General features: G+C 73.0%; 17 protein-coding genes and 1 pseudogene. 7 read left to right on the plus strand and 11 right to left on the minus strand.

From position 1 onward, the window contains the following. The first annotated feature begins 54 nt into the window (after positions 1–54). The gene (locus PV343_RS01815) at positions 55–1,464 is read left to right on the plus strand and encodes a cellulose binding domain-containing protein (RefSeq protein ID WP_319144954.1); all 1,410 of its coding nucleotides are present in this window, start codon (positions 55–57) and stop codon (positions 1,462–1,464) included. Between the two features lie 483 nt (positions 1,465–1,947). Here PV343_RS01815 and PV343_RS40245 read toward each other — a convergent pair. Beyond that, a pseudogene (locus tag PV343_RS40245) lies at positions 1,948–2,079 on the minus strand (SpoIIE family protein phosphatase); the annotation flags it as partial. Between PV343_RS40245 and PV343_RS01820 the strand changes: the two are divergent. After that, positions 2,026–2,244: a hypothetical protein gene (locus PV343_RS01820; RefSeq protein ID WP_388235624.1), complete on the plus strand. Its 219-nt coding sequence runs from the start codon at positions 2,026–2,028 to the stop codon at positions 2,242–2,244. The pseudogene PV343_RS40245 and the gene PV343_RS01820 sit on opposite strands and share 54 nt — an antisense overlap. Positions 2,245–2,532: 288 nt before the next feature. Here PV343_RS01820 and PV343_RS01825 read toward each other — a convergent pair whose 3' ends face one another. Then, complete coding sequence (locus tag PV343_RS01825) at positions 2,533–3,006, minus strand: SRPBCC family protein (RefSeq protein WP_319144955.1); 474 nt, start codon at positions 3,004–3,006, stop codon at positions 2,533–2,535. A 517-nt stretch (positions 3,007–3,523) separates the two neighbouring features. Between PV343_RS01825 and PV343_RS01830 the strand changes: the two genes are divergently transcribed. The 5 genes from PV343_RS01830 to sbnA all read left to right on the plus strand — a co-directional run bounded on the left by PV343_RS01830 (position 3,524) and on the right by sbnA (position 12,679). Further along, complete coding sequence (locus tag PV343_RS01830; RefSeq protein WP_319144956.1) at positions 3,524–6,148, plus strand: Pls/PosA family non-ribosomal peptide synthetase; 2,625 nt, start codon at positions 3,524–3,526, stop codon at positions 6,146–6,148. A 79-nt stretch (positions 6,149–6,227) separates the two neighbouring features. Beyond that, positions 6,228–9,491 (plus strand): amino acid adenylation domain-containing protein, encoded by a 3,264-nt coding sequence (locus PV343_RS01835; RefSeq protein ID WP_319144957.1) that lies wholly within the window; start codon positions 6,228–6,230, stop codon positions 9,489–9,491. A 53-nt stretch (positions 9,492–9,544) separates the two neighbouring features. Beyond that, on the plus strand, positions 9,545–10,549 hold the full coding sequence (locus PV343_RS01840) for a TauD/TfdA family dioxygenase (RefSeq protein WP_319144958.1): 1,005 nt from the start codon (positions 9,545–9,547) through the stop codon (positions 10,547–10,549). Next, positions 10,546–11,616, plus strand: coding sequence for a 2,3-diaminopropionate biosynthesis protein SbnB (gene sbnB, locus PV343_RS01845; RefSeq protein ID WP_319144959.1), 1,071 nt, complete (start codon positions 10,546–10,548; stop codon positions 11,614–11,616). Before PV343_RS01840 ends, sbnB begins: the two co-directional genes overlap by 4 nt. 37 nt (positions 11,617–11,653) lie before the next feature. Next, positions 11,654–12,679, plus strand: a complete 1,026-nt coding sequence (gene sbnA / locus PV343_RS01850; protein WP_319144960.1) for a 2,3-diaminopropionate biosynthesis protein SbnA — start codon at positions 11,654–11,656, stop codon at positions 12,677–12,679. Between the two features lie 61 nt (positions 12,680–12,740). On the opposite strand, the gene pqqE is transcribed toward sbnA, so the two are convergent. From pqqE to PV343_RS01895, 9 genes are all read right to left on the minus strand, one after another. Next, on the minus strand, positions 12,741–13,913 hold the full coding sequence (gene pqqE, locus PV343_RS01855; protein ID WP_319144961.1) for a pyrroloquinoline quinone biosynthesis protein PqqE: 1,173 nt from the start codon (positions 13,911–13,913) through the stop codon (positions 12,741–12,743). Continuing rightward, the gene (gene pqqD, locus PV343_RS01860) at positions 13,910–14,179 is read right to left on the minus strand and encodes a pyrroloquinoline quinone biosynthesis peptide chaperone PqqD (RefSeq protein ID WP_319144962.1); all 270 of its coding nucleotides are present in this window, start codon (positions 14,177–14,179) and stop codon (positions 13,910–13,912) included. The genes pqqE and pqqD overlap by 4 nt, the downstream gene beginning before the upstream one ends. After that, complete coding sequence (gene pqqC / locus PV343_RS01865; protein ID WP_319144963.1) at positions 14,179–14,964, minus strand: pyrroloquinoline-quinone synthase PqqC; 786 nt, start codon at positions 14,962–14,964, stop codon at positions 14,179–14,181. The genes pqqD and pqqC overlap by 1 nt, the downstream gene beginning before the upstream one ends. After that, a complete protein-coding gene (gene pqqB, locus PV343_RS01870) occupies positions 14,961–15,866 on the minus strand; it encodes a pyrroloquinoline quinone biosynthesis protein PqqB (RefSeq protein WP_319144964.1) in 906 nt (301 codons plus the stop codon). Before pqqB ends, pqqC begins: the two co-directional genes overlap by 4 nt. A gap of 8 nt (positions 15,867–15,874) precedes the next feature. Then, positions 15,875–16,006, minus strand: a complete 132-nt coding sequence (gene pqqA, locus PV343_RS01875; RefSeq protein WP_319144965.1) for a pyrroloquinoline quinone precursor peptide PqqA — start codon at positions 16,004–16,006, stop codon at positions 15,875–15,877. A gap of 59 nt (positions 16,007–16,065) precedes the next feature. Continuing rightward, the gene (locus PV343_RS01880) at positions 16,066–17,217 is read right to left on the minus strand and encodes a PQQ-dependent sugar dehydrogenase (protein ID WP_319144966.1); all 1,152 of its coding nucleotides are present in this window, start codon (positions 17,215–17,217) and stop codon (positions 16,066–16,068) included. 325 nt (positions 17,218–17,542) lie between these two features. Then, entirely contained in the window at positions 17,543–19,198 is a 1,656-nt protein-coding gene (locus PV343_RS01885) for a glycosyl hydrolase family 28-related protein (protein ID WP_319144967.1), read from the minus strand. Positions 19,199–19,228: 30 nt separating this feature from the next. Continuing rightward, complete coding sequence (locus tag PV343_RS01890) at positions 19,229–19,696, minus strand: adenylyltransferase/cytidyltransferase family protein (RefSeq protein ID WP_319144969.1); 468 nt, start codon at positions 19,694–19,696, stop codon at positions 19,229–19,231. Then, entirely contained in the window at positions 19,693–21,234 is a 1,542-nt protein-coding gene (locus PV343_RS01895; protein ID WP_319144970.1) for a fibronectin type III domain-containing protein, read from the minus strand. Before PV343_RS01895 ends, PV343_RS01890 begins: the two co-directional genes overlap by 4 nt. Between the last annotated feature and the right edge of the window lie 62 nt (positions 21,235–21,296).

Genomic DNA, 21,296 nt, shown 5'->3' on the forward strand with positions numbered 1-21,296 from the left:
ACCCCCTGTGTCTCTCCCCGCACGCGGGAGTCAGCCCCGAGGAAGGAACCACGCATGCGAACACGTCGTCCAGGCCGCCGCTCCCGTGTGGCGCTGGCCCTGTCCACGCTGTTGGCCGGCACCTGTCTGGCCGCCCTGCCCACCCCCGCCTCCGCGGCCGGCGGCATCACCGTCTCCTACCGCACCAGCGCGAGCGCGGCCACCACCGACCAGAGCGAACCCTGGCTCAAGGTGCGCAACACCGGGTCCTCCGCCGTCCAGCTCAGCCAGGTGAAGGTCCGCTACTACTTCAAGTCCGACGCGCCGAACGCCGACTACCGCTTCGCCTGCTCCTGGGCGGTCAAGGGCTGCGCGAGCATCACCGGGACGTTCGGCACCCTCGGCCACCCCACCGCCACGGCCGACCGCTACCTGGAGATCGGGTTCACCCCGGGCGCCGGGTCGCTGGCGCCCGGCGCCGACACCGGGGACATGCAGCTGCGCTTCTACCAGTCCGACTGGCAGTCGTTCAACCAGGGCAACGACTACTCCTTCAACGGCTCCCAGACCTCCTACGCCGACTGGAACAAGGTCACCGCGTCGCTCGGCGCGGACGCCGCGTGGGGTACGGCCCCCGACGGCAACGACCCCACCGACCCGGGCGGCCCCACGGACCCGGGCGGCGGAACCACCGACCCCTCCGGCGGCCACGCCCTGTTCGACGACTTCAGCTACAGCGGCCCCGCCGACCCCGGTCTCGCGGCCCACGGCTGGTCCATCCGCACCGGCGCCGGCGGGCCGGGCATCCAGAACACCTGGTCGGCCGACGCCTTCAGCTTCCCCGCCGACGCGACCGCCAAGGGCGGCCACGCCATGCAGCTCAGGGCCACCACCGACGGCACCCAGGCCGGCACCAAGCAGGCGGAGATCGACACCACCCGGCGGAAGTTCTTCGAGGGCACCTACGCCGCCCGCGTCTACTTCAACGACAAGCCGACCAGCGGCCAGAACGGCGACCACGTCAACGAGACCTTCTACACCATCACGCCCGACGACTCGCTCTACAGCGAGCTGGACGCCGAGTACCTGCCCAACGGCGGCTGGGGCGCGCCCGGTCCGACGCTCTACACCACCACCTGGTACAGCGCGGACGCCATGGACCGGGTCACCCACAACGAGATCAACTCGCTGCAGGGCTGGCACACCCTCCAGATGACCGTCGGCAACGGCACGGTGACCTACTACGTGGACGGGCGGCAGTACTTCACCTCGGGCGGCAAGTACTACCCGCGTGAGCCGATGACCATCGACTTCAACGAGTGGTTCATCGACCTCCCCTTCACCGGCAACCGCGTCTGGGACCAGAGGGTCAACTGGGTCTACTACAACGACGCAGGCGTCCTCACCCCCGACCAGGTGAACACCGCCGTCAACGGCTACTACGCCGCGGGCACCCACTTCGTCGACAACGTCCCGAACCGCTGACCCCGAGCGGCCGGCAGGGCAGGGGGGCGGGGCGGCACCGGAGCGTGTGCCGGTGCCGCCCCGCCGTTCCCGTCGCTTCCTTCGCCCCCGGCTCACGGTGCCGGGCCGCCCGGGACGCGCAGGGCGGATACGGCCACGTCGTCGTCGAACACCTGGCGGCCCCGGGCGATCAGGCCGTCGCACAGCGCGTCCGGCGGGGCCCCGGCGAGTGCGGCGGCCTCCTCGGGGGTGTGCGTGGTCGAAGCGGGGGACGTCCGGATCGATGCCCACCGAAGATCCCGTGCTGGGCGGGCGCCAGACAGCGGGTGGCGCCGGCCGCGGCGACGAGCAGCGGGGGCGGATGCCCGTCGTTGGTCCAGTGGAAGGTGTATCCGTCCGGGCCGTGCTCGATGCGGCCGAACACCAGGGTCGCGGTGGCGGGTCCTCGAACATCGTCAGGGCCCGGTCCAGCCTCGACACGACCCGGCCGGGCGGAACGCAGCGGCCGGCATCGCAGCGGTCGAAGGCGAGCGCCCGCAGCATGTTGCGGAGCTCGCCCATCAGCGGGGCCGCCTCGACGTCATGGCCGGTCACGTCGCCGACCACCACGCAGGTGGCGGCGTCGGGCAGCAGCATGGCGTCGTACCAGTCCTGCGGGGCCGGGTGCGGCCGCTCAGCGGGGACGACACGTGGGAGGGCATCACCGGCGACCTCCTCGTCGTGCCGGCCGCCCGCCACAGCCTGGAGGCCCTGGAGGACGCCGCGGCCCTGCTGACGGTCGCCGAGACGCGGACGCCCTGACCGGCCGACGGCTCGATGGGGACGCCCGTGGCCGCGGGCCGCACAGCCGGTACCGGGGAGCGTCACCGGCCCACCACGACGAGGAGACCCGCCTCTGCCTCGCCGCCCTGGCGCGCGCACCGCCGGGTGATGGAAGAGGTCCTCGCCGATCAAGCGGGTCACGCGTAGCCCGCACCCGCCGGGCACGCCGTCCCCCCGGCCCGGACACCTCGCACACACGCGCGCCGTCCCACGGCCCGGGAAGCCGGGGCGTGGGACGGTGCGGTGCCGGCGCGGCGGCGCGGCAGGTCAGAGGGTCGAGCCGGGATTGCCGGGGCGGATGCGGCCGCGCCAGGCACCGCTCTCGCCGTGCTGCTCGATGTAGTCCTTGAAGCGGTGCAGGTCGCCCTTGACCCGCCGGTCGATCACACCGAGCATGTCACCGCTCTTCTCGGCGATGCCGCTGGGCTCGATCTCCATGGTGAGTTCCACCCGGGTGTGACCATCGTCCAGGCGCTCGAAGCGCACCGATCCGCGCTGCTGGGTGTCACCGTCGACGGCCCGCCAGGTGATCCGGTCGTCGGGCAGCTGGTCGACGATCTCGGTGTCGAACTCGCGCCGGACTCCGCCGATCTTGGTGGTCCAGTGGTTGTGCCGGTCGTCGAGCTGGCGGACCTCCTCGACGCCCTCCATGAAGTTCGGGAAGTCCTCGAACTGGGTCCACTGGTTGTAGGCGGTGTGGACGGGGACGCCGACGTCGACGGATTTCCTGACCGTGCTCATGTCTTCCTCCTTGCCGCGGTCGAGTGCACCGGGCCGGCCGCTTGCGGCCCCGTGCGCGTGTGCGGCACCGGGTACCCGGATGGGCCGAGGGAAGACCTCCGCACGCACGGTGACCGGCCCGATGCACCGCGACAGGGCCGAGGAACGCGCGGCAGGGCCGGGGACCCGCCGCGACGGAGCCAAGGGCGCGCCGCGACGGAGCCGTGGGCACGCTGTGACAGAGCTGAGGGCCCGCTGTGTCCCCCACCGCCACCCCCATTCGGGTGATCCGTCGTGGGGCCCGCCGCCGCCGGGGGCCCGGGAACACGGGCCCGTCGGGCGTTCCCGGCCGAACGGGCGGCCGGTGCGAAGTGGCAGGGCGCCAGGAGCCGACCGAGACTGAACGCGGCGGTTCGTGATCAGCAAGGAGCACGCGCCTCGAGCCCGACGGCTCGGTGGTCCTGCCTTCTGTGTCCGAGGTCCCCGGAACCCGCCACCGGCGGCTCTCGGCGACCCAGACGTCCTCCCAGGAGTTCGCATGGTGGAGCAGTCCTCCGAGGTCCACATAACCGGGCCGGGCGACATAACCGGGCCGGGCGAACGCGCCGTCACCGCACGGAGCGACGCCGCTCCGGCGGGGGCCGGCATCGAGAGAGCGCTCGCGGAGGCCCTGGCCGACGTGATCAAGACGGAGCGGGTCGCGGTCGACGGTCACTTCTTCGACGACCTCGGTGCCAACTCCCTGGTCATGGCCCAGTTCTGCGCACGGGTGAGGAAGCGGGCGGACCTGCCGTCGCCGTCCATGAAGGACATCTACCGGCACCCCACGATCCGGAGCCTGGCGGCCGCCCTCGCGCAGTCCGCCCCGGTCGCCCCGCCGGTTGCCGCACCGGCCGCCGAACCGTCGGCGCCGGCGCCCCAGCCGGCCCCGGGGACGGCGACGGACACGCACCGGCCGCACCACGTGCTCTGCGGCACGGCCCAGTTGCTGTTCTTCCTGGCGTACTCCAGCGTCGCCGGATACGTCACCGCGGGCGGCTACGAGTGGATCGCCTCCGGTTCCGGACCGGCCGACGTCTATCTGCGCTCCCTAGTCTTCGGCGACCTCGGGTTCGTCGCCCTGTGCGCGTTCCCGGTCCTCGCCAAGTGGGTTCTCGTCGGCCGCTGGAAGCCGGGTGACTTTCCCGTCTGGAGCCTGCCGTACCTGCGCTTCTGGCTTGTGAAGGTGCTGCTGCACGCGAATCCCGTGCTGCTGTTCATCGGGAATCCGCTGTACGTGCTGTACCTGCGGGCGCTGGGCGCGCGGATCGGCAAGGGCGTCACGATCCTGTCCCACTCCGTGCCGGTCTGCACCGACATGCTGACGATCGGCGCGGGCACGGTGATCCGCAAGGACTCCTTCTTCCTCGGCTACCGGGCGCACGCGGGACGCATCCAGACCGGCCACGTCACGTTCGGCCGCGACGCGTTCGTCGGCGAGAAGACCGTGGTGGACATCGACGCCTCGATCGGCGACGGCGCCCAGCTCGGCCACTCGTCCGCGCTGCACCGGGGCCAGGCGGTCCCGGACGGTGCGCGCTGGCACGGCTCGCCGGCCCAGCCCGCCGACACCGACTACCTGCGGGTACCCGCGGCCCCCTGCGGCTCCGGCCGCCGGACCTGGTTCGGCCTGGTCACGCTGGTGCAGCTGTTCCTGCTGTACATCCCGCTGGCCGTGGGCGGGATGTACATCCTGTTCACCGCCGTACCCGCGATCGGCAAGCGGCTTGACCCGCAGACGGCAGCGCTCTCCCGGCCGGAACTGGTCACCGACGCCCTGACCCTGTCGCTGGCGCTGTTCTGCGGCTTCGTGATCCTGGGTCTGGCCGTCCTCTACACCGTGCCGCGCCTTCTGGCCCTGTTCGTCCGTCCTGACCGGGTCTACCCGCTCTACGGGTTCCACTACGCGGCGCACCGGGCGACGGCCCGCCTGACGAACGTCCGGTTCTTCGCCTGGCTGTGCGGCGACAGCTCGTACATCGTCCACTACCTCCGCGGGCTCGGCTACGACCTGTCGAGGGTCGAGCAGACCGGGTCGAACTTCGGCACCGAGGTGCAGCACGAGACGCCCCTGCTGGTCTCGGTCGGCAGCGGCACGATGATCGCCGACGGCCTCTCCGTGGTGAACGCGGACTACTCCAGCACCTCGTTCCGGCTGTCGCGGGCGTCGATCGGCGCGCACAACTTCCTGGGCAACAACATCGCGTACCCCGCCGGCGGCCGGACGGGCGACGACTGCCTGCTCGCGACGAAGGTGATGGTGCCGATCGACGGCGAGGTCCGCACGGGCGTGGGACTGCTCGGCTCGCCGTGCTTCGAGATCCCCCGCTCCGTGGACCGTGACACCCGGTTCGACCACCTGCGGACCGGCCGCACCCACGTCCGCCGGCTCGCCGCGAAGAACCGCTACAACCTGCGTTCGATGGCCCTGATGCTCTTCGTCCGGTGGCTGCACACCTTCGCGCTCACGCTGTTCGCGCTCATCTCCGTGGACCTGTACGGCGTGCTCGGACACATCGTGATCGCCGGCTACCTGGCGATCACGCTCGCGTTCTCCACCGCCTACTACATCCTGCTGGAACGCTGCATCACCTCCTTCCGCGCCCTGCGCCCCCGGCTGTGCTCCATCTACGAGCCGTACTTCTGGTGGCACGAACGGCTGTGGAAGGTACCGGACCGGCACCTCAACATCTTCAACGGGACGCCCTTCAAGACGCTGGTCTGGCGGCTGCTCGGGGTGCGCATCGGCCGCGCGGTCTTCGACGACGGCTGCTACATGACCGAGCGGACGCTGACCACCATCGGTGACGGCTGCACCCTGAACGTCGGCAGCAAGGTCCAGTGCCACTCGCAGGAGGACGGCACCTTCAAGTCCGACGTCACCACGCTCGGGGCCGGCTGCACGCTGGGCGTCGGCTCCCACGTGCACTACGGGGTGACGATCGGCGACGGAGCGGTGCTGGCACCCGACTCCTTCCTGATGAAGGGCGAGGAGATGCCCGCGTACGCCCGGTGGGGCGGCAACCCGGCCGTCGACATGCCGGACGCGGCGGAGCAGTACCCCGGCATCGGCCGGGCCACGGCCCCGGCCGGCACCGGCACCCGCGCGCCGACCAAGCGCTGACGACCCATGGCTGACGACCGAGAGCCGACTACCGAGCCGACGACCGAGCCGACGACCGAGAGCTGAGGAAGGCCATTCGATGGGAACGCACGTGGAAGCGGACCGCGAGTTCTGGCGCGGGGTGCTGACCGCCGGCGGCGCCACTGCGGTGCCGCGGTGGGTGCGGCGGCCCGTCCCGGGCACGGCCGAGCACGAGGTCGTGGTCCCGGACGGCGTGACGGACGCGGCGCGGGCGCTGGAGCGGCGCCTCGGCGTGCCGGTCAGCGTGTTGCTGCTGGCCGCCCACGCCAAGGTGCTGGCCGTGCTGTCCGGCGAGCCCGAGGTGGTGACCGGATACGCCGCCGGGGTGCGGGGCGAGCCGCTGCCGTGCCGCCTGGTGGTGCCCGCCGGGTCGTGGAGCGCGCTGGTCTCGGCCGCACGGCACGCCGAGGCCGAGGTGCTGGCCCACCGGGAGTACCCGGTGGAGGAGCTGCGCCGTGAGCTGGGCGCGGCGGAGCCGCCGTACGAGGTGGTCTGCGGTCCGATGGAGGCCGCGGACACCCCGGCCGGCCGCGGCGCCCTGCACGTCCGCTGGTCCGACAAGGACGGACGGCTCAGGCTGCGCCTGCGCCACCGCACCGACCTGCTGGACGCCGAAGCGGCCGCCCGGATCGGCGGCTACCACCTGACGGCGCTGCGGCTGATGACCGCCGACGTGGACGCCGAGCACGCGCGGCAGAGCCTGCTGTCCGCCGACGAGGTCCGCGAGCAGCTCGACGGGCTGGCCGGCCCGCACCGGCCGCTGCCGGACGCTCGCGCCCACGAACTGTTCGAGGCGCGGGTGCGGGAGCATCCCGACGCGGTGGCGGCCGTGCACGGTGAGCGGGAGTGGACGTACGCGGAACTCAACGCGCGCGCCAACCGGCTGGCTCGGGCGCTGCTGGAGCGGGGTCTGGGCCGCGAGGACGTGGTCGCGGTGGTGACCGAACGCAATCTGGACTGGCTGGCGGCCACGCTGGCGGTGTTCAAGGCGGGCGGTGTGTACCTGCCGATCGAGCCGCACTTCCCGGCCGAGCGCGTGGCCGCGACGCTCTCCCGGGCGGACTGCCGGCTGGTGCTGACCGAGGCGGGCAGCACCGGCAGCCTCGACGAGGCGCTGGCCACGCTGCCCGGGACGCGCCGGCTGCTGATCCACGACGCGTACGCAGAACCGCACGCCGACGGTGATCTCGGTGTCCGGGTCGACGCCGGCCAGCTCGCCTACATCTACTTCACGTCCGGCTCCACGGGCGAGCCCAAGGGGGCGATGTGCGAGCACGCGGGCATGCTCAACCATCTCCACGCCAAGATCGACGACCTGGGGATCGGCGAGGGTTCCGTGGTGGCGCAGACCGCGCCGCAGTGCTTCGACATCTCGCTGTGGCAGCTGGTGTCCGCGCTGCTGGTGGGCGGGCGGACGCTGCTGGTCGGCCAGGACGTGGTCGTGGACGTGGAACGGTTCGTGGACACGCTGGTCCGCGGCCGGGTCGCGGTGGCCCAGCTCGTGCCCTCCTACCTGGAGGTCGTCGCCTCGTACCTGGAACGGCACCCGCGCCCGCTGCCCGACCTGCGGTACGTGTCGGTGACCGGCGAGGCGCTCAAACGCGAGCTGGCCCAGCGCTGGTTCGCGCTCCAGCCGGGGATCGCCCTGGTCAACGCCTACGGGCTGACCGAGACGTCGGACGACACCAACCACGAGGTGATGACCGAGGCGCCCGAGCGGGTGCTGCTGGGCCGGGCGGTCAACAACGTGCGCGTGTACGTCGTGGACGAGCACCTGGCGCTGGTGCCGCTCGGCGCCCCGGGTCTGATCGCGTTCTCCGGCGTCTGCGTGGGCCGCGGGTACGTCAACGATCCCGAGCGGACCCGCGAGGCGTACCGGGAGGACCCGTTCCGGCCGGGCGAGCGGCTCTACCTCGGCGGTGACTGGGGCCGCTGGCAGCCCGGCGGCAGGCTGGAGTTCCTCGGCCGGCGGGACAACCAGGTCAAGATCCGCGGCTTCCGCATCGAGATCGGCGAGATCGAGAACGCCCTGCTGCAGGTGGCCGGGGTGCGGGACGGCTCGGTGGTCTGCGCCGAGCGGGCCGACGGTGGCAAGCACCTGATCGCCTTCTACACGGGTGAGGCGCAGGAGCCGGACGCGCTGCGCGCGGCCCTCGGCCGGGTGCTGCCCGCCTACATGGTCCCCTCGGCCTTCCACCGGCAGGACGGCCTGCCGCTGACGGCCAACGGCAAGACCGACCGCAAGGCGCTGACCGCACTGGCCGAACGCACCGCGCCGGACGACGGGGCCGGCGCGCCGGCGGAGCCCGACCGTGCCCCGCGCACCCCGACCGAGCGGAAGCTTGCCGCGGCCTGGGCCGACGTGCTGGGCGTGCCCGAGCACCGGATCGGCCGGCAGGACCACTTCTTCGAGTCCGGCGGCACCTCCCTGTCGGCCGTCAGGCTCACCATCGCGCTCGACCGGGCGGTGTCCCTGAAGGACATCACCCGGCACCCGGTCCTCGCCGACCTGGCCGTCCTGTTCGACGGCACGGCACGGCAGCGGCCGGAGCTGCTGCAGCCGCTGTCGCGGCCGGGCGGCACGCCGGAGAGCACGCTGGTGTGCTTCCCCTACGCGGGCGGCAACGCGGTGAACTATCAGCCGATGGCGAGCGCGCTGGCGGACAGCGGCATCGCGGTCCTCGCGGTGGACCTGCCCGGGCACGACCTGGCGGACCGGCACGAGCCGTTCGCGTCGATCGCGCGGGTCGCGGAGCGGGTCGCCGACGAGATCACCGCGCGCGGCCTGACCCGGGTGATGCTGTGGGGCCACTCGTCGGGCGCCGCCGCGGCGCTGGAGACGGCGCGGCGGCTCCAGGAGCGCGGGGTGGACGTGACCCGGGTGTTCCTCGGCGCCCAGCTGCTCGGCACCGCCGCCGAGCGGCGTGCCGCCATCGGTGAACTGACCGGCGGCAGCGACGCCGAGATCGCCGCGCGGCTGACGGCCGACAGCGGTTATACCGAGCTGGCCGAGCTGAACGCCGGGCACGCCGCGCACATCGGGGCCGCCTACCGGCACGACTGCGTGTCCGCGCACCGCTGGTTCTGCGAGGCGCTGGAGGGCGCGCCGCCGGCCCGGCTGAGCGCCCCGGTCTCGGTGGTCGTCGCCGCCGACGACCCGCACACGGCAGGGCACGCCGCGCACCACCGGGACTGGCTGCTGCTGGCCGAGCAGGTGGACCTGCACGAACTCGCCGACGGCGGCCACTACTTCCCCCGCACCCGCCCGGCCGAGGCGGCACAGGCCGTCCTGGGCGTCGTGGCCCCGCTGGCCTCGTCCTGAGCCCGGGCCGCGAGTCCTGAGCCGCGGAAGACACAACGGAAAGGGAGACCGACATGTCGTCCTCACCCCTGGCAGCACCCCTCGACGTCGAGCTGCGGCCGGACAGACCCGCGGTCCTGCACGTCGATCCCCCACCGGACCTGACGGGCTGGGCGGCCGCGCACCGCGAGTCGCTGCGCGCGCTGGTCACCGAGCACGGAGCGCTGGTCGTGCGCGGGCTCGGACTGCGCGAAGCGCCGCAGACCGGTGCCGTGTTCGCGGGCCTCGCCGGTGACCTGATGGCGGAGCGGGAGGCGTTCGCGCCGCGCGACGCCTACGGCCAGGGGGTGTACTCCTCCACGGCCTGGCCGGCCAACCAGCCGATGTGCATGCACCACGAGCTGAGCTACACGCTGGAGGTCCCCGGCCTCATGCTGTTCGCGTGCCTGACGGCGCCCGAGCAGGGCGGGGCGACCGCGGTGGCCGACGCCGAGGCGGTGCTGGCGGCCCTGCCCGTCGCGCTGGCGGAGCGGTTCGAGCGGGAGGGCTGGCTGCTGACCCGCACCTACAACGACGAGATCGGCGCGTCTCTCGCGGAGTCGTTCGGCACGGAGGACCGCGCCGGGATCGAGCGCTACTGCCGCGAGCGGGCCATCGACTTCACCTGGCGACCCGACGGCTCGCTGCGCACCGAGCAGCGCCGCAGCGCCGTCGTGCGGCACCCGGTCACGGGCCGGCGGTGCTGGTTCAACCAGATCGCCTTCCTCAACGAGTGGACGCTGGACCCGGAAGTGCGCGAGTACATGACGGACGTCTACGGCGCGGACGGGCTGCCGTTCAACACCCGCTACGGGGACGGCAGTCCGATCGGCGAGGAGGTCGTCCAGCTGCTCAACGGCACCTACGAGGCACACACCCGGCGCGAGCCCTGGCAGGCCGGTGACCTGATGCTCGTCGACAACATCCGCACCGCGCACAGCCGGGAGCCCTTCACCGGCGAGCGGAAGGTGCTGGTCGGCATGGCCGAGCCGCGCCGCCTGGACGACGGCCTCCCGACTCCGGAGGCGAGCCGGCGATGACCCGACAGTCGTCAGCGGCCGACCGCTCGGCCGCGCACCAGTCCGCCCAGGTGCCCTCGTTCGCGGTGATCTCCGGGAACCAGGTGCAGCGGGCCCTCAGCGGGCGCGAGAAGGAGATCGTGGAGCTGGTCGAGGCCACCTACCGGCTGCACGGCGCCGGGGACTCGGTCAACCCGCCGTCGTACTTCCTGCGCTTCCCCGACCGCCCGAACGCGCGGATCATCGCGCTGCCCGCCTCCGTCGGCGGCTCGGTGCACGTGGACGGCCTCAAGTGGATCTCCAGCTTCCCGGACAACGTGCGCACCGGACTGCCCCGCGCGTCCGCCGTGCTGATCCTCAACGACCCCGTGACGGGCTATCCGTTCGCGTGCCTGGAGAGCTCCATCATCAGCGCCACCCGGACCGCGGCCTCGGCGGCGCTGGCCGCGGACTGGCTCAGCCGCTCCCGGCCCCGGCCGAACCGTGTCGGGTTCTTCGGGACGGGCCTGATCGCCCGCTACATCCACACCTTCCTGGCCGGCACGGGCTGGTCGTTCGACACGATCGGCGTGCACGACCTGTCCGCCGAGAGCGCCGACGGCTTCCGCGGCTACCTGCGCCAGGCGGACCCGGCGGCGGAGGTCACCGTCCACGAGCGCGCCGAGGACCTGGTCCGCTCCAGCGACCTCGTGGTCTTCGCCACGGTGGCGGGCGAGCCCCATGTCAGCGACCCGTCGTGGTTCGGCCACAACCCCCTGGTGCTGCACATCTCGCTGCGTGACCTCGCGCCGGAGATCCTGCTGGGCTCGGCGAACTTCGTCGACGACGTCGAGCACTGCCTGAAGGCCGACACCTCTCCGCACCTTGCGGAACAGCGCACCGGGGACCGTGACTTCCTCAACGGCACCCTCAACGACGTGATGCTGGGCCGGGCCGCCCCGCCCGCCGACCGGCCAGTGATCTTCTCGCCGTTCGGACTCGGCGTCCTCGACCTCGCCGTCGGCAAGTACGTCTACGACGAAGCAGCAGAGGCGGGCGACCTCCGCCTCATCGACGACTTCTTCCACGACCTGCGCCGGTACGGCTGAGGCTGTCGACCTTGGCCCTGGTACCAGGAGGCCCACCGTGCCCGTAATTTCCGCTCCCCATGACTTCAACGAAGGCCGTCTCTTCGTCGACCTCGAGTCGATCTTCGGATGCCCCCTCTACCTGAAGTGCGAGGGCTTCAACTTCGCCGGCTCCATCAAGTTGAAGGCCGCGAACGAGATGGTGGAGAGCGCCGAGCGGGACGGAGTCCTGACGCCGAACTCCATCCTCGTGGAGTCCTCCTCGGGGAACCTGGGCGTCGCGCTCAGCATGATCGCCGCGAGCAAGGGCTACCGGTTCCTGTGCGTCACCGACTCCCGCTGCAACCTGTCGACCAGGCTGCTGATGGAGGCACTCGGCAGCGAGGTGCACATCGTGGCCGACCTGGACGCGAACGGCGGGTTCCTCGGCACCCGGATCGAGTACGTCCAGCAGTTGTGCGCGTCCGACAAGCGCTACGTGTGGCTCAGCCAGTACACCAACGCGGGCAACTGGCGGGCGCACTACCGCACCACGGGCCCGGAGATCGCCGAGCACTTCCCGCAGCTGGACGTGCTGTTCATCGGCGCGGGCACCGCGGGGACCCTGATGGGCTGCGCCCGCTACTTCCGGCAGTGGGACCGGCCGGTACGGATCGTCGCCGTCGACAGCGTGGGCTCGGTGGCGTTCGGCGGCGAGCCGGGCCGCCGGATGATCCCCGGGCTGGGCATGAGCATGGTGCCGCCGCTGCTCGACGAGTCCTACGTCGACGAGGTGATCCACGTGGAGGAGGCGGACACCATCCGCACCTGTCACCGCATGGCCCGCCGGGGCTTCCTGTTCGGCGGCTCCACGGGCACCGTGGTCAGCGGCGCGAGGGAGTGGCTGTCCCGGCACGACACCCGCGGCCTCACGGCGGTGGCCGTCGCGCCGGACCTCGGCGAGCGCTACCTCGACACCATCTACCAGACCAACTGGCTGCAGGATCTGTACGGCGCTCACATCCTCGACTCCGAACGGGTGACCGCCGCGCCCCCGGAGGACGGGTCCACGTCCCGGGAGCCGAGCCGCCGGCCCCGGCCCTAGCGACGCTCTCCACCGGTTCGCGGCGCGCGGCCACCCAGGGCCGCGCGCCGCGAACCGCAACTCACCGCACGCTCGGCGCCGTCTGTCCGGCGGTGTCCGTGGGCGCGGTGCGGGCGGGCGCGGGCACCGGTGCCGCGCCGGGCCGCCGGTACACGTACGGCGGGGCCCCGGTCCGGCCGCCGTCGGCCAGTTCGCGCACCAGCGCGTGGTCGGGCGAGAGGGCGCACGCCGGGTCGGTGCGGGCCGCGTCGCCGGTGAGCGCGAAGGCCTGGCAGCGGCAGCCGCCGAAGTCCTCCTCCCGGCGCGGGCAGCTTCCACAGGGGCCGGTCATCCAGTCGGTGCCCCGGTAGCGGCCGAACGCCGGTGACCGCTCCCAGATCCAGGCGAGCGAGTGGTCGCGCACGTTGGGCGGGTCGAGGTCGGGCAGCGAGGCGGCGGCCGGGCAGGGCAGCGCGGTCCCGTCGGGCGCGACGGTCAGCGAGACCGCGCCCCAGCCGCCCATGCAGGGCTTGGCCACTCCGTCGAAGTAGTCGGGGACGACCCACACCAGGTCGACGGAACCGGCGAGTTCGGCCCGCCGCCGGGCCACCGTCTCCCGGGCGCGGTCGAGTTGGCCGCGGGTGGGCAGCAGAGCGGCCCGGTTGAGCAGTCCCCAGCCGTAGAACTGGGTGTTGGCCAGCTCGATGCGGTCCACGCCCCAGGCCGCGCCCAGGTCGATGAGGGCGTCGACGGCGTCGAGGTTGTCGCGGTGCAGCACCACGTTGAGGCCGAGCGGGAGCCCGGCGGCGCGGACGAGGGCGGCGGCCCGTTCCTTCGCCGCGAAGGAGGCGGGCCGTCCGGCGATGCGGTCGTTGGCCCGGGACTCGGCGTGCTGGACGGAGAGCTGGACGCTGCGCAGCCCGGCGCCGGCCAGCGCGGCCAGCCGGGCCTCGTCGAGGCCGGTGCCGCTGGTGACCAACTGGGTGTAGAGGCCGGCGGTCTCGGCGGCGGCGACGATGTGTTCGAGGTCGTCGCGCAGCAGCGGTTCCCCGCCGGACAGGTGGGTGTGCACGATGCCGAACTCACCGGCCTGGCGCAGCACGTCCGCCCATTGTTCGGTAGTCAACTCACGTGATTTGCGCGCCAGTTCGAGCGGGTTGGAGCAGTAGGGGCAGTGCAGTGGGCAGGCGTGGGTGAGTTCGGCGAGCAGGGCCCAGGGGCGGCCGGGGGCGGCGGGGTTCACGGGGTCGGTCACTTGAGCCAGCCCTCCTGCCGCAGCCGGTCGAGGAAGGCGGGGACCTCGCCGGCCACCGGCGCGCCGGGGAAGCGCTCCGCCAGTTCGCCGACGATCCCCGGCACGGTACGGGTGCCGTCGCACAGGCCGACGACCGCGCCGGCGCGCCCCTGGAGGACGACCACGCGTTCCGGCATGACGAGCAGGTCCGTGCCGCGCACGCTGTCGTGCCGCAGTGCCAGCGCCGGGGCGAGCGACGGGCACCACTGGCGGTCGGGCCCGGTCATCACACGCGCTCCCGTCGCTCGTCCCGGTCGGACCCGCTTCCGCGGTCCGCCGGCTCGTCCTGTCCGTCGGCGCCGGGACGTCCGGCGCAGTCCACGGCGTCGAGCAGAGCCCACAGCACGTCGCACTTGAAGGAGAGCGCGGCCACGGCCCGTTCCTGGTCATGGCGGGTGCGGGCCCACTGCAGGACGAGTTCCAGCGCCTCGGCGCTGTCGCGCCGGCCCTGGTCGACACGGGTGCGGAAGTAGGCGAGGCCGTCCGCCGCGATCCAGGGGTAGTGGCGCTCGAACGCCTCGATGCGCACGCGCATCAGGCCGGGGGCGCTCAGTTCGGTGAGCGAGGCGGCGACGGCCTCCAGGGGCGAGCGCAGTCGGCAGAAGTTGACGTAGCCCTCCACGGCCAGCCGTACGCCGGGCAGGACGGCCTCCCCCGACAGCAGAGTGCGGCGGTCGAGGCCGGCCGCCTCACCGAGCCGCAGCCAGCGCTCGATGCCGCCCTCGCCCTCGGCGCGTCCGTCGTGATCCACGATCCGCCGCAGCCACATGCGCCGCAGCCGCGACGAGTCCAGCTTGGCGACGATCAGCGCGTCCTTGACCGGGATGTGGATCTGATAGTGGAAGCGGTTGGTGATCCAGCGGCGCAGCTCGGCCTGGCTCAGATCGCCCTCGTGCATACGGACGTTGAAGGGATGGCGGTCGTGGTAGCGCCCCTGGCCCACCGCGCGCAGGCGGGCCTCGAACTCGGCGGGGCTCCAGGGCTCCGTCAGCGGGGCGAGTGTCGTGGTCACAGCTCGATCACCATTCCGTCGTCGGCCACCTCGACGCCCAGCCGGGCGAGCCGCTTGTGCTGCGGCGCCGCGGGATCGACGAGGGGATTCGTGTTGTTGAGGTGGGTGTAGAGACAGCGGGCGGACAGCGTGGCGAGCACGGCGGCGGTGCCGCGCGGTCCGTCGACGGGCAGGTGTCCCATGCCCGTGGCGGTGCGGGTGGAGATGCCGGTGCGGCGGGGTTCCTCGTCGTCCCAGAAGGTGCCGTCGACGATCACGCAGTCGGCCGCGGCCGCGGCCCGGTGCAGTTCCTCGGACCACTCGGCCACGGCCGGGGCGTAGAGGGCGGACGTGCCGGCGGACGGGTCGTACAGGCGCAGTGCCACGACCCATGCCTCGTGCGCGGGCGCGCCGGCGGCGTACCGGGGGCGCTTGCCGGAGACGGGCACGGCGCTGATCCGCAGGCCGGAGGCGGGGCCGGCGGGGTCGAGCGGGCGGGCGCCCCGGCATTCCAGCTCACGCCAGGTCAGGTCGGTGTACGGGGTGAGCACCTCGCTCAGGCGCAGGCGCTCGTCGAGTGCCTGGCGCACCGGTGGCGTGGCGAGGATCTCCAGGCCCTGGGCCTCGCGCAGCCGCCAGATGCCCAGGGTGTGGTCGAGTTCGGCGTCGGTGAGGACCACGCCGGCGACCGGTGTCTGCCGGGGACCGGGTCCGGGGTGCAGGACCGGGTGGGCCTCGATCTGGTCGCCGATGTCGGGGGTGGCGTTGACGAGGTACCAGCGGCCCGCGTCGGTGCGGACGGCCAGGGACGCGTGTCTGCGGCGCCGACAGGAGTGGGCGCGTGCCCCGGAGCACCCGGGGCACGCGCAGTTCCACTGGGGGATGCCGCCGCCGGCCGCGGTGCCGAGCACCTGCAGCAGCACGGCGGCGGTTAGCGGACGGAGAGGGAGTAGGCGGTGACCTCGAGCGCGGTGTCGACCACCGAGTACCCGGGCGTCTGCCAGGCGGTCTGCTCGGTCTCCTCGGCGCGGGTCTGCCCGGCCTCCTCGACGGCTTCGGTCATGGTGCGTACCTTCCTTTCGACAGGGGTGAGTCGACCCTCCCGGTGCGGGAGGGGGGTCTTCACTTGATGGTCACCTGGAGGAGGAGGTCCTTCTCGGCGCCGCGGTCGCTCGTGCCCAGCCAGAGCCGGTCGGCCCCGGGGACCTTCGCCAGTGCCCGCAGCCGGCCGTAGGCACCCCGGTAGTAGGCGCTCGCCGCTCCGACGGCCTCGCCGGTGGCGTCGATCGGGACCCGCCACAGCCGGTGGCCGCTCAGGGTCGCCGCGTAGATGACGTTCCTGACGATCGCGATCTGGGCGGGCACGCCGCCGTCGGAGGGTTTCCAGACCATCTTGGGGTTCGTCATGCCCGCGGTGGAGCAGCCTCCCTCGCAGGCGGGCCAGCCGTAGTTGCGGCCGGGCTTGACGAGGTTGAGCTCGTCCCAGGTGTCCTGGCCGATCTCGGTCTCCCACAGCCGCCCGGTGCCGTCCCAGGCCAGACCCTGGGGGTTGCGGTGGCCGTAGCTGTAGACGCGGTTGCCGAACGGGTTCCCGGGCGCGGCGGCACCGGTCCTGGTGATCCGCAGGATCTTGCCGTTCAGCGAGTTCTTGTCCTGCGCCAGCTTCGACTGCTGGGCGTCGCCCGTGGTGACGTAGAGGTAGCCGTCGGGGCCGAAGGCGATCTTCCCGCCGTTGTGCTGGGTGTCCCTGACGATTCCGGTCAGCAGCGGGGTGTAGCCGCTCAGCGTCTTGCCGTCGAAGCTCATCCGGACCACGCGGTTGTCGCCGGCCGTGGTCTCCATGAAGAAGACGTCCTTGTCCGTCTTCCCGTTCCAGGTCGGTGACGCGGCGACGCCCAGCAGACCGCCCTTGTCCTGGGTCTGCTGGTTCCACACCGAGTTGGGCACGGTGCCGAGCCGCTGCTTGGATCCGTCCAGGGCGACCTTCCAGACCACACCGGTGTCGCGTTCGGTGACCAGCGCCGCGTTCCGGCCCGGCAGGAAGGCGATCCCCCACGGGGTCGTGAGCTTGTCCGAGAGCGTGGCCACACCGGCCGGCGCGCCGTCCTTGAGGGGGACGCCGGCACCGGTCTCCTGTGCGCGGGGGACGGACGGCCGGGCCGCGGCCGTCGCGGCCGACTGGGACCCGCCGACGGCCAGCACGGCGGCGACGGCGGTGACGGCGGCCATGCCCGGACGGACCCGGTGCAGTGCCGAACGCGCCAAGCGTGACATCCTGGAGCCTTTCCTTTGGTGGGGGCGCGGCCGCGTGGCTTCCGTCGGGAATGCGCGCGGCCGACTGCGCTTTCAGGGCTGGTGCTCATTGCTGCGCCGCTTCGTGGTGAACCCGGCGAGAAGGGCCGCAGCCGGGGCGGGACGACGACGCCTCCTGGAATGTTCGGCGCCCGCCGCTACGACGGCCACCGGGTTCCCTCCATCCTGCTGACGGCCCTTTCAGCGATGGTCGGCACCGCTGCGCCGATCTCGGGCTCACCGGCACCGACAAGTCCCTCCGACGGGTGACACGCCGTCATGCCAGGTGGCCCTCATGGCCCCTCGGTCACTCCCGGGCCGGGCAGCCGGTGCCGTCGGCCGGGCGCGCCCGTGTGCCCGGGGCCGAGGGGGCCATCGTGCTCCCCGGTGCGGGCGCGGGTGCGGGTGCGGGCGCGGGTGCGGGCGCCGGGTCCGGCGGCCGGCCCGGGCTCGGGGGCCGGGCGGGACCGCCGGACGCGGCCGTGCACGGCTCCGGGGCCCGGGCCGGGGTCGGGGCCGTAGCCGTGGGTGCCGGGCCCGACGACACGCCCGGCGACGGGGCCGGTGACCCGTCAGGCGACCGGCTCGGCGCCTGGCCAGGGCCGAGGCAGGGGGGCGGGGTCGTCGTGGGGGACGCCGGCTGGGACGGGGCGGCGGTCGTGTCCCGCTTTCCGATGCAGTCGACGAAGCGGACGAAGCCGGGCGGCCCGGTGGTGCCGTCGGCCACCGCGAAGTCCCGGGTCTCATGGCTGCGGAGCAGGCACATGTCGTAGCGGACCACGGCCGCGGGGACGCTCCCGGTGGCGGCCGTGCGGTACTGGTGGCGGCCCACGAGCTGGCAGGAGTCGTAACGGATCAGCGGTCCGCGCGGGCCCACCGTGTAGCGGTGCGGGCGTACGTCGGTGGAGAAGTCCTTGTAGGCGAAGGCCGTGTCGTCGCAGTCGCTGAAGTGGACCGTCCCGCCGCTCCACGCGCAGTCGATGACGACCGCGTCGGGGTCGCGGACCTCGAAGCGGATGTCCTGGGCGTGGAAGCGCTGCACCGAGTCGTGGTGCGTGGCGACGGGGAAGCGGAAGAAGGTGCTCGTGGTGCCGTACGGCTCGGTGCGCTGGGGGCGTACGCCGGTGATGATGTACGAGCCGCCGCGGCAGGCGATCGATCCGCCGTAGGGGAACTCCAGGAAGTTCCCCCACTCGTACTCGACCTTCATGTCGGTGAACCAGTAGTTGAGGAACTGGTCCTGGTCGTTCGGGAGCTTCTGCCCGCGCCCGGTGAGGCCCGAGTAGAGGAACGCCCGGCGGTAGCTCCCGCCCACCCGGCACGCCTCCCACCGCATCTCCGAGTTGGTGTCCGTGCCGTCCAGGGCCAGCCCGTACTCCCACTCCCCCGACCACTCGCACTCCGAGAAGCGGTAGTCCTGCGCCTGCCCGGTCGAGTACGAGGCGAAGAAGGAGGCGCCCGGGGTGGCCGAGCGGAACTCCATGCCCTCGAACGAGAGGTTGGACCAGACGTCCTCGTTGCGGCACAGGTAGGACCCCGGGCCGTCCGGCGGGCGGAAGACGAGGGTCGTCATGCGCTTGCCGGCCCCGGAGAACCGCAGACCGCTGGCGGGCCGGGGCGGAGCGATGCCGTTGAGCAGGGCGTGGGGGCGGGTGATGAGGAACTCCCCGGCCGGGATCTGGACGACCACGCGGCCGACCCCGTCGGTGACGCGGGCGGCCGCCATGGAGTAGGCGATCTCGAACGCGCCGGTGTCGTCGGTGCGCCCGTCGCCCACGGCCCCGAGGTCGGCGACGTCGACCACGGTGACCGCCTTCCGCGAGGAGCGCCGGAGCCCGGGCGAGGCGCCCGCGGCGGCGGACGCGCCCGCGGCGGTCAGGGAGGTCGCGGCCAGCACCGACGCCCCGCCGCGCAGCAGGCGCCGGCGGCTGACACGGGACCGGTCGCCGTCCCTTTCGCTCATGATGTCCCTTCCTCGGGCGCTGACGCTGTCCTACTCCCGCGGGGCGAGTGCGTCGTCCCGCGGGTCGAGTTCGTCCGGGACCACCAGCTCCAGGGCGCCACGCAGCAGCGTGCTGGAGGTGTGCATGGTGTAGGGGAAGTAGAGGACCTCGACGCCGACCTCGTCGAAGCGCCGCTCCAGCTCCTCCCACTTGGCCGTGCCCCGCCAGTCGTCGCCCTTGAAGACGACGTGGAAGCCGATCTCCCGCCACCGCGCGTACTTGTCGTCCTCCTCCTCCACGACGGCGTCGTCGACGTGGCGCACGCTGCGGACGATCTCCAGGCGCTCGGAGAGCGGGATGGCCGGGGCCCGGCCCTTCAGCCGCCGGGCCAGGTCGTCGGAGGTGACGCCCACGACGAGGCGGTCGCAGTGCCGGCGCGCCTCGCGCAGGATGTTGAGGTGGCCGATGTGGAACAGGTCCCAGACTCCCGGCGCGTACCCGACGCGTGTGCGGCTCACGGGGTACCCGCCGCCGCGGTGGGGGGCTTCGCGGGCACGGCGACGTCCAGGGCGCGCGACCGGGGTGAGGTGTTCGTCCCGTCCGTCACCTCGATCCGGTACTGGTGACGCGTGCCGGCGGGCACGGAGTCGGTGTAGGTCAGCCACGGGCGGTTCCAGAAGGTGGAGGACTCCCGCTGCCGCGAGACGACGCGCCCGTCCCGGTAGAGCCGGTAGCTCAGCGACGCGGTGTCCCGGTCCCAGGAGGCCGGCCAGCCCAGGGTGACCTTGCCGGGGCTCGTGGTCGCCGCCTCGAGGACGGGCACCTCGGGCGCCCCGGTGTCGGGACCTGCGCCGAAGCGGGTGAGACTCTGCTGCGGGTGGTCGTTGACCTCGGTGAACTCACCGCTCACCCACAGGGTGTCGCCCGCCAGCGTCAGGGCGCGGGGGCCGACCGGCTCCCCCATCCCGTCGTTGGTGTCGGGGAACCAGTGCAGGATCTCCCCGGTCCCCGGCTGCTGGGCCAGCAGGTGCTGCCGGTCGTGCCGCTCCGGGAATCCGCCGGGCGTCCAGGAGCAGTTGTGCGCGTGGGAGCCGCTGTAGAGGACGCCGCGGTGGACGAGCACGGCCTGGGTGGCGCCCTGGCAGTGGTCCTTCCACACCAGCGCCCCGTCGTCGAGCCGGCCCGAGATGCGTCCGTCGTAGGAGCCCCGGCCGTGGCCGTCGCCGCCCAGGTAGAAGTGGGTGTCGTCGTGCGCGATCGTCCGCACCGAGGAGTTGTCCGGGATCCAGCCCGGGTAGCTGCGCACCGTGGCGCCGGTGGCGGAGTCCAGGGTCGCCAGCGCGTGCGCGTGGAGGCCGTTGACCTGGTCGAAGTCGCCGCCGACGTAGAGCTGGTGGCGCGCGGAGACGATCGACAGGGCGCGCACCGGGCGGTCGAGGTCGGCGGTGAAGGGCAGCAGCGCGCCGGCCGGGGTGAGGGCGGCGACCCGGTGCCTGGTCCGGCCGCTGACCAGGTCGAAGTCGCCGCCGAGGTACACCGTGTCGCCGGTGGCCTCGATGGCGCGTACGGTCGCGGACACCGCGGGCCGGAAGTCCCGGCGCAGCGTGCAGCCGGCCGTGTCCAGGGCGACCGCGCTCGCCACGCCGGTGTCGCCGACATGGCTGAAGGAGCCGCCCACGTACAGCACCCGGCCGTCCGGTGAGGCCTTGAGGGCGCGTACGGTCCCCTCGCCCCCGGTGAACTGCGGCGCGCACGGCAGCAGGGCGCCGGTCCTGGCGTCGAAGGCGGCGAAGTTGCGGCGCGCGACCTCCCGCCGGCCGGGCGCGGCACCGGGCGGACGTACCGAGTCGAAGGTGCCCCCGGCGTACACGACACCGTGCGCGTAGGCCAGGGACCAGACGATGCCGTTCGTCTGCCAGGTGCTCAGCGGGTCGGCGGTGAACGAGATGGCGGGTGCCGCGTCGGTGGCGGCGGCGTCGGTCAGGGCGGCGGAGCAGAGCAGAGCGGCGGCCGCTGCGCTTGCGGCCGCCTTCGTCGCGGACTTTCTCAGACGCAATTGGGACATCCCGGATGGCAGTGGTGTGGACGGCGGGGTGAGTGGCGTGGGGCCCGGCGAGC

This window comes from Streptomyces sp. WI03-4A (assembly GCF_033792105.1).
In the GTDB taxonomy this organism is placed as follows: Bacteria; Actinomycetota; Actinomycetes; order Streptomycetales; family Streptomycetaceae; genus Streptomyces; species Streptomyces collinus_A.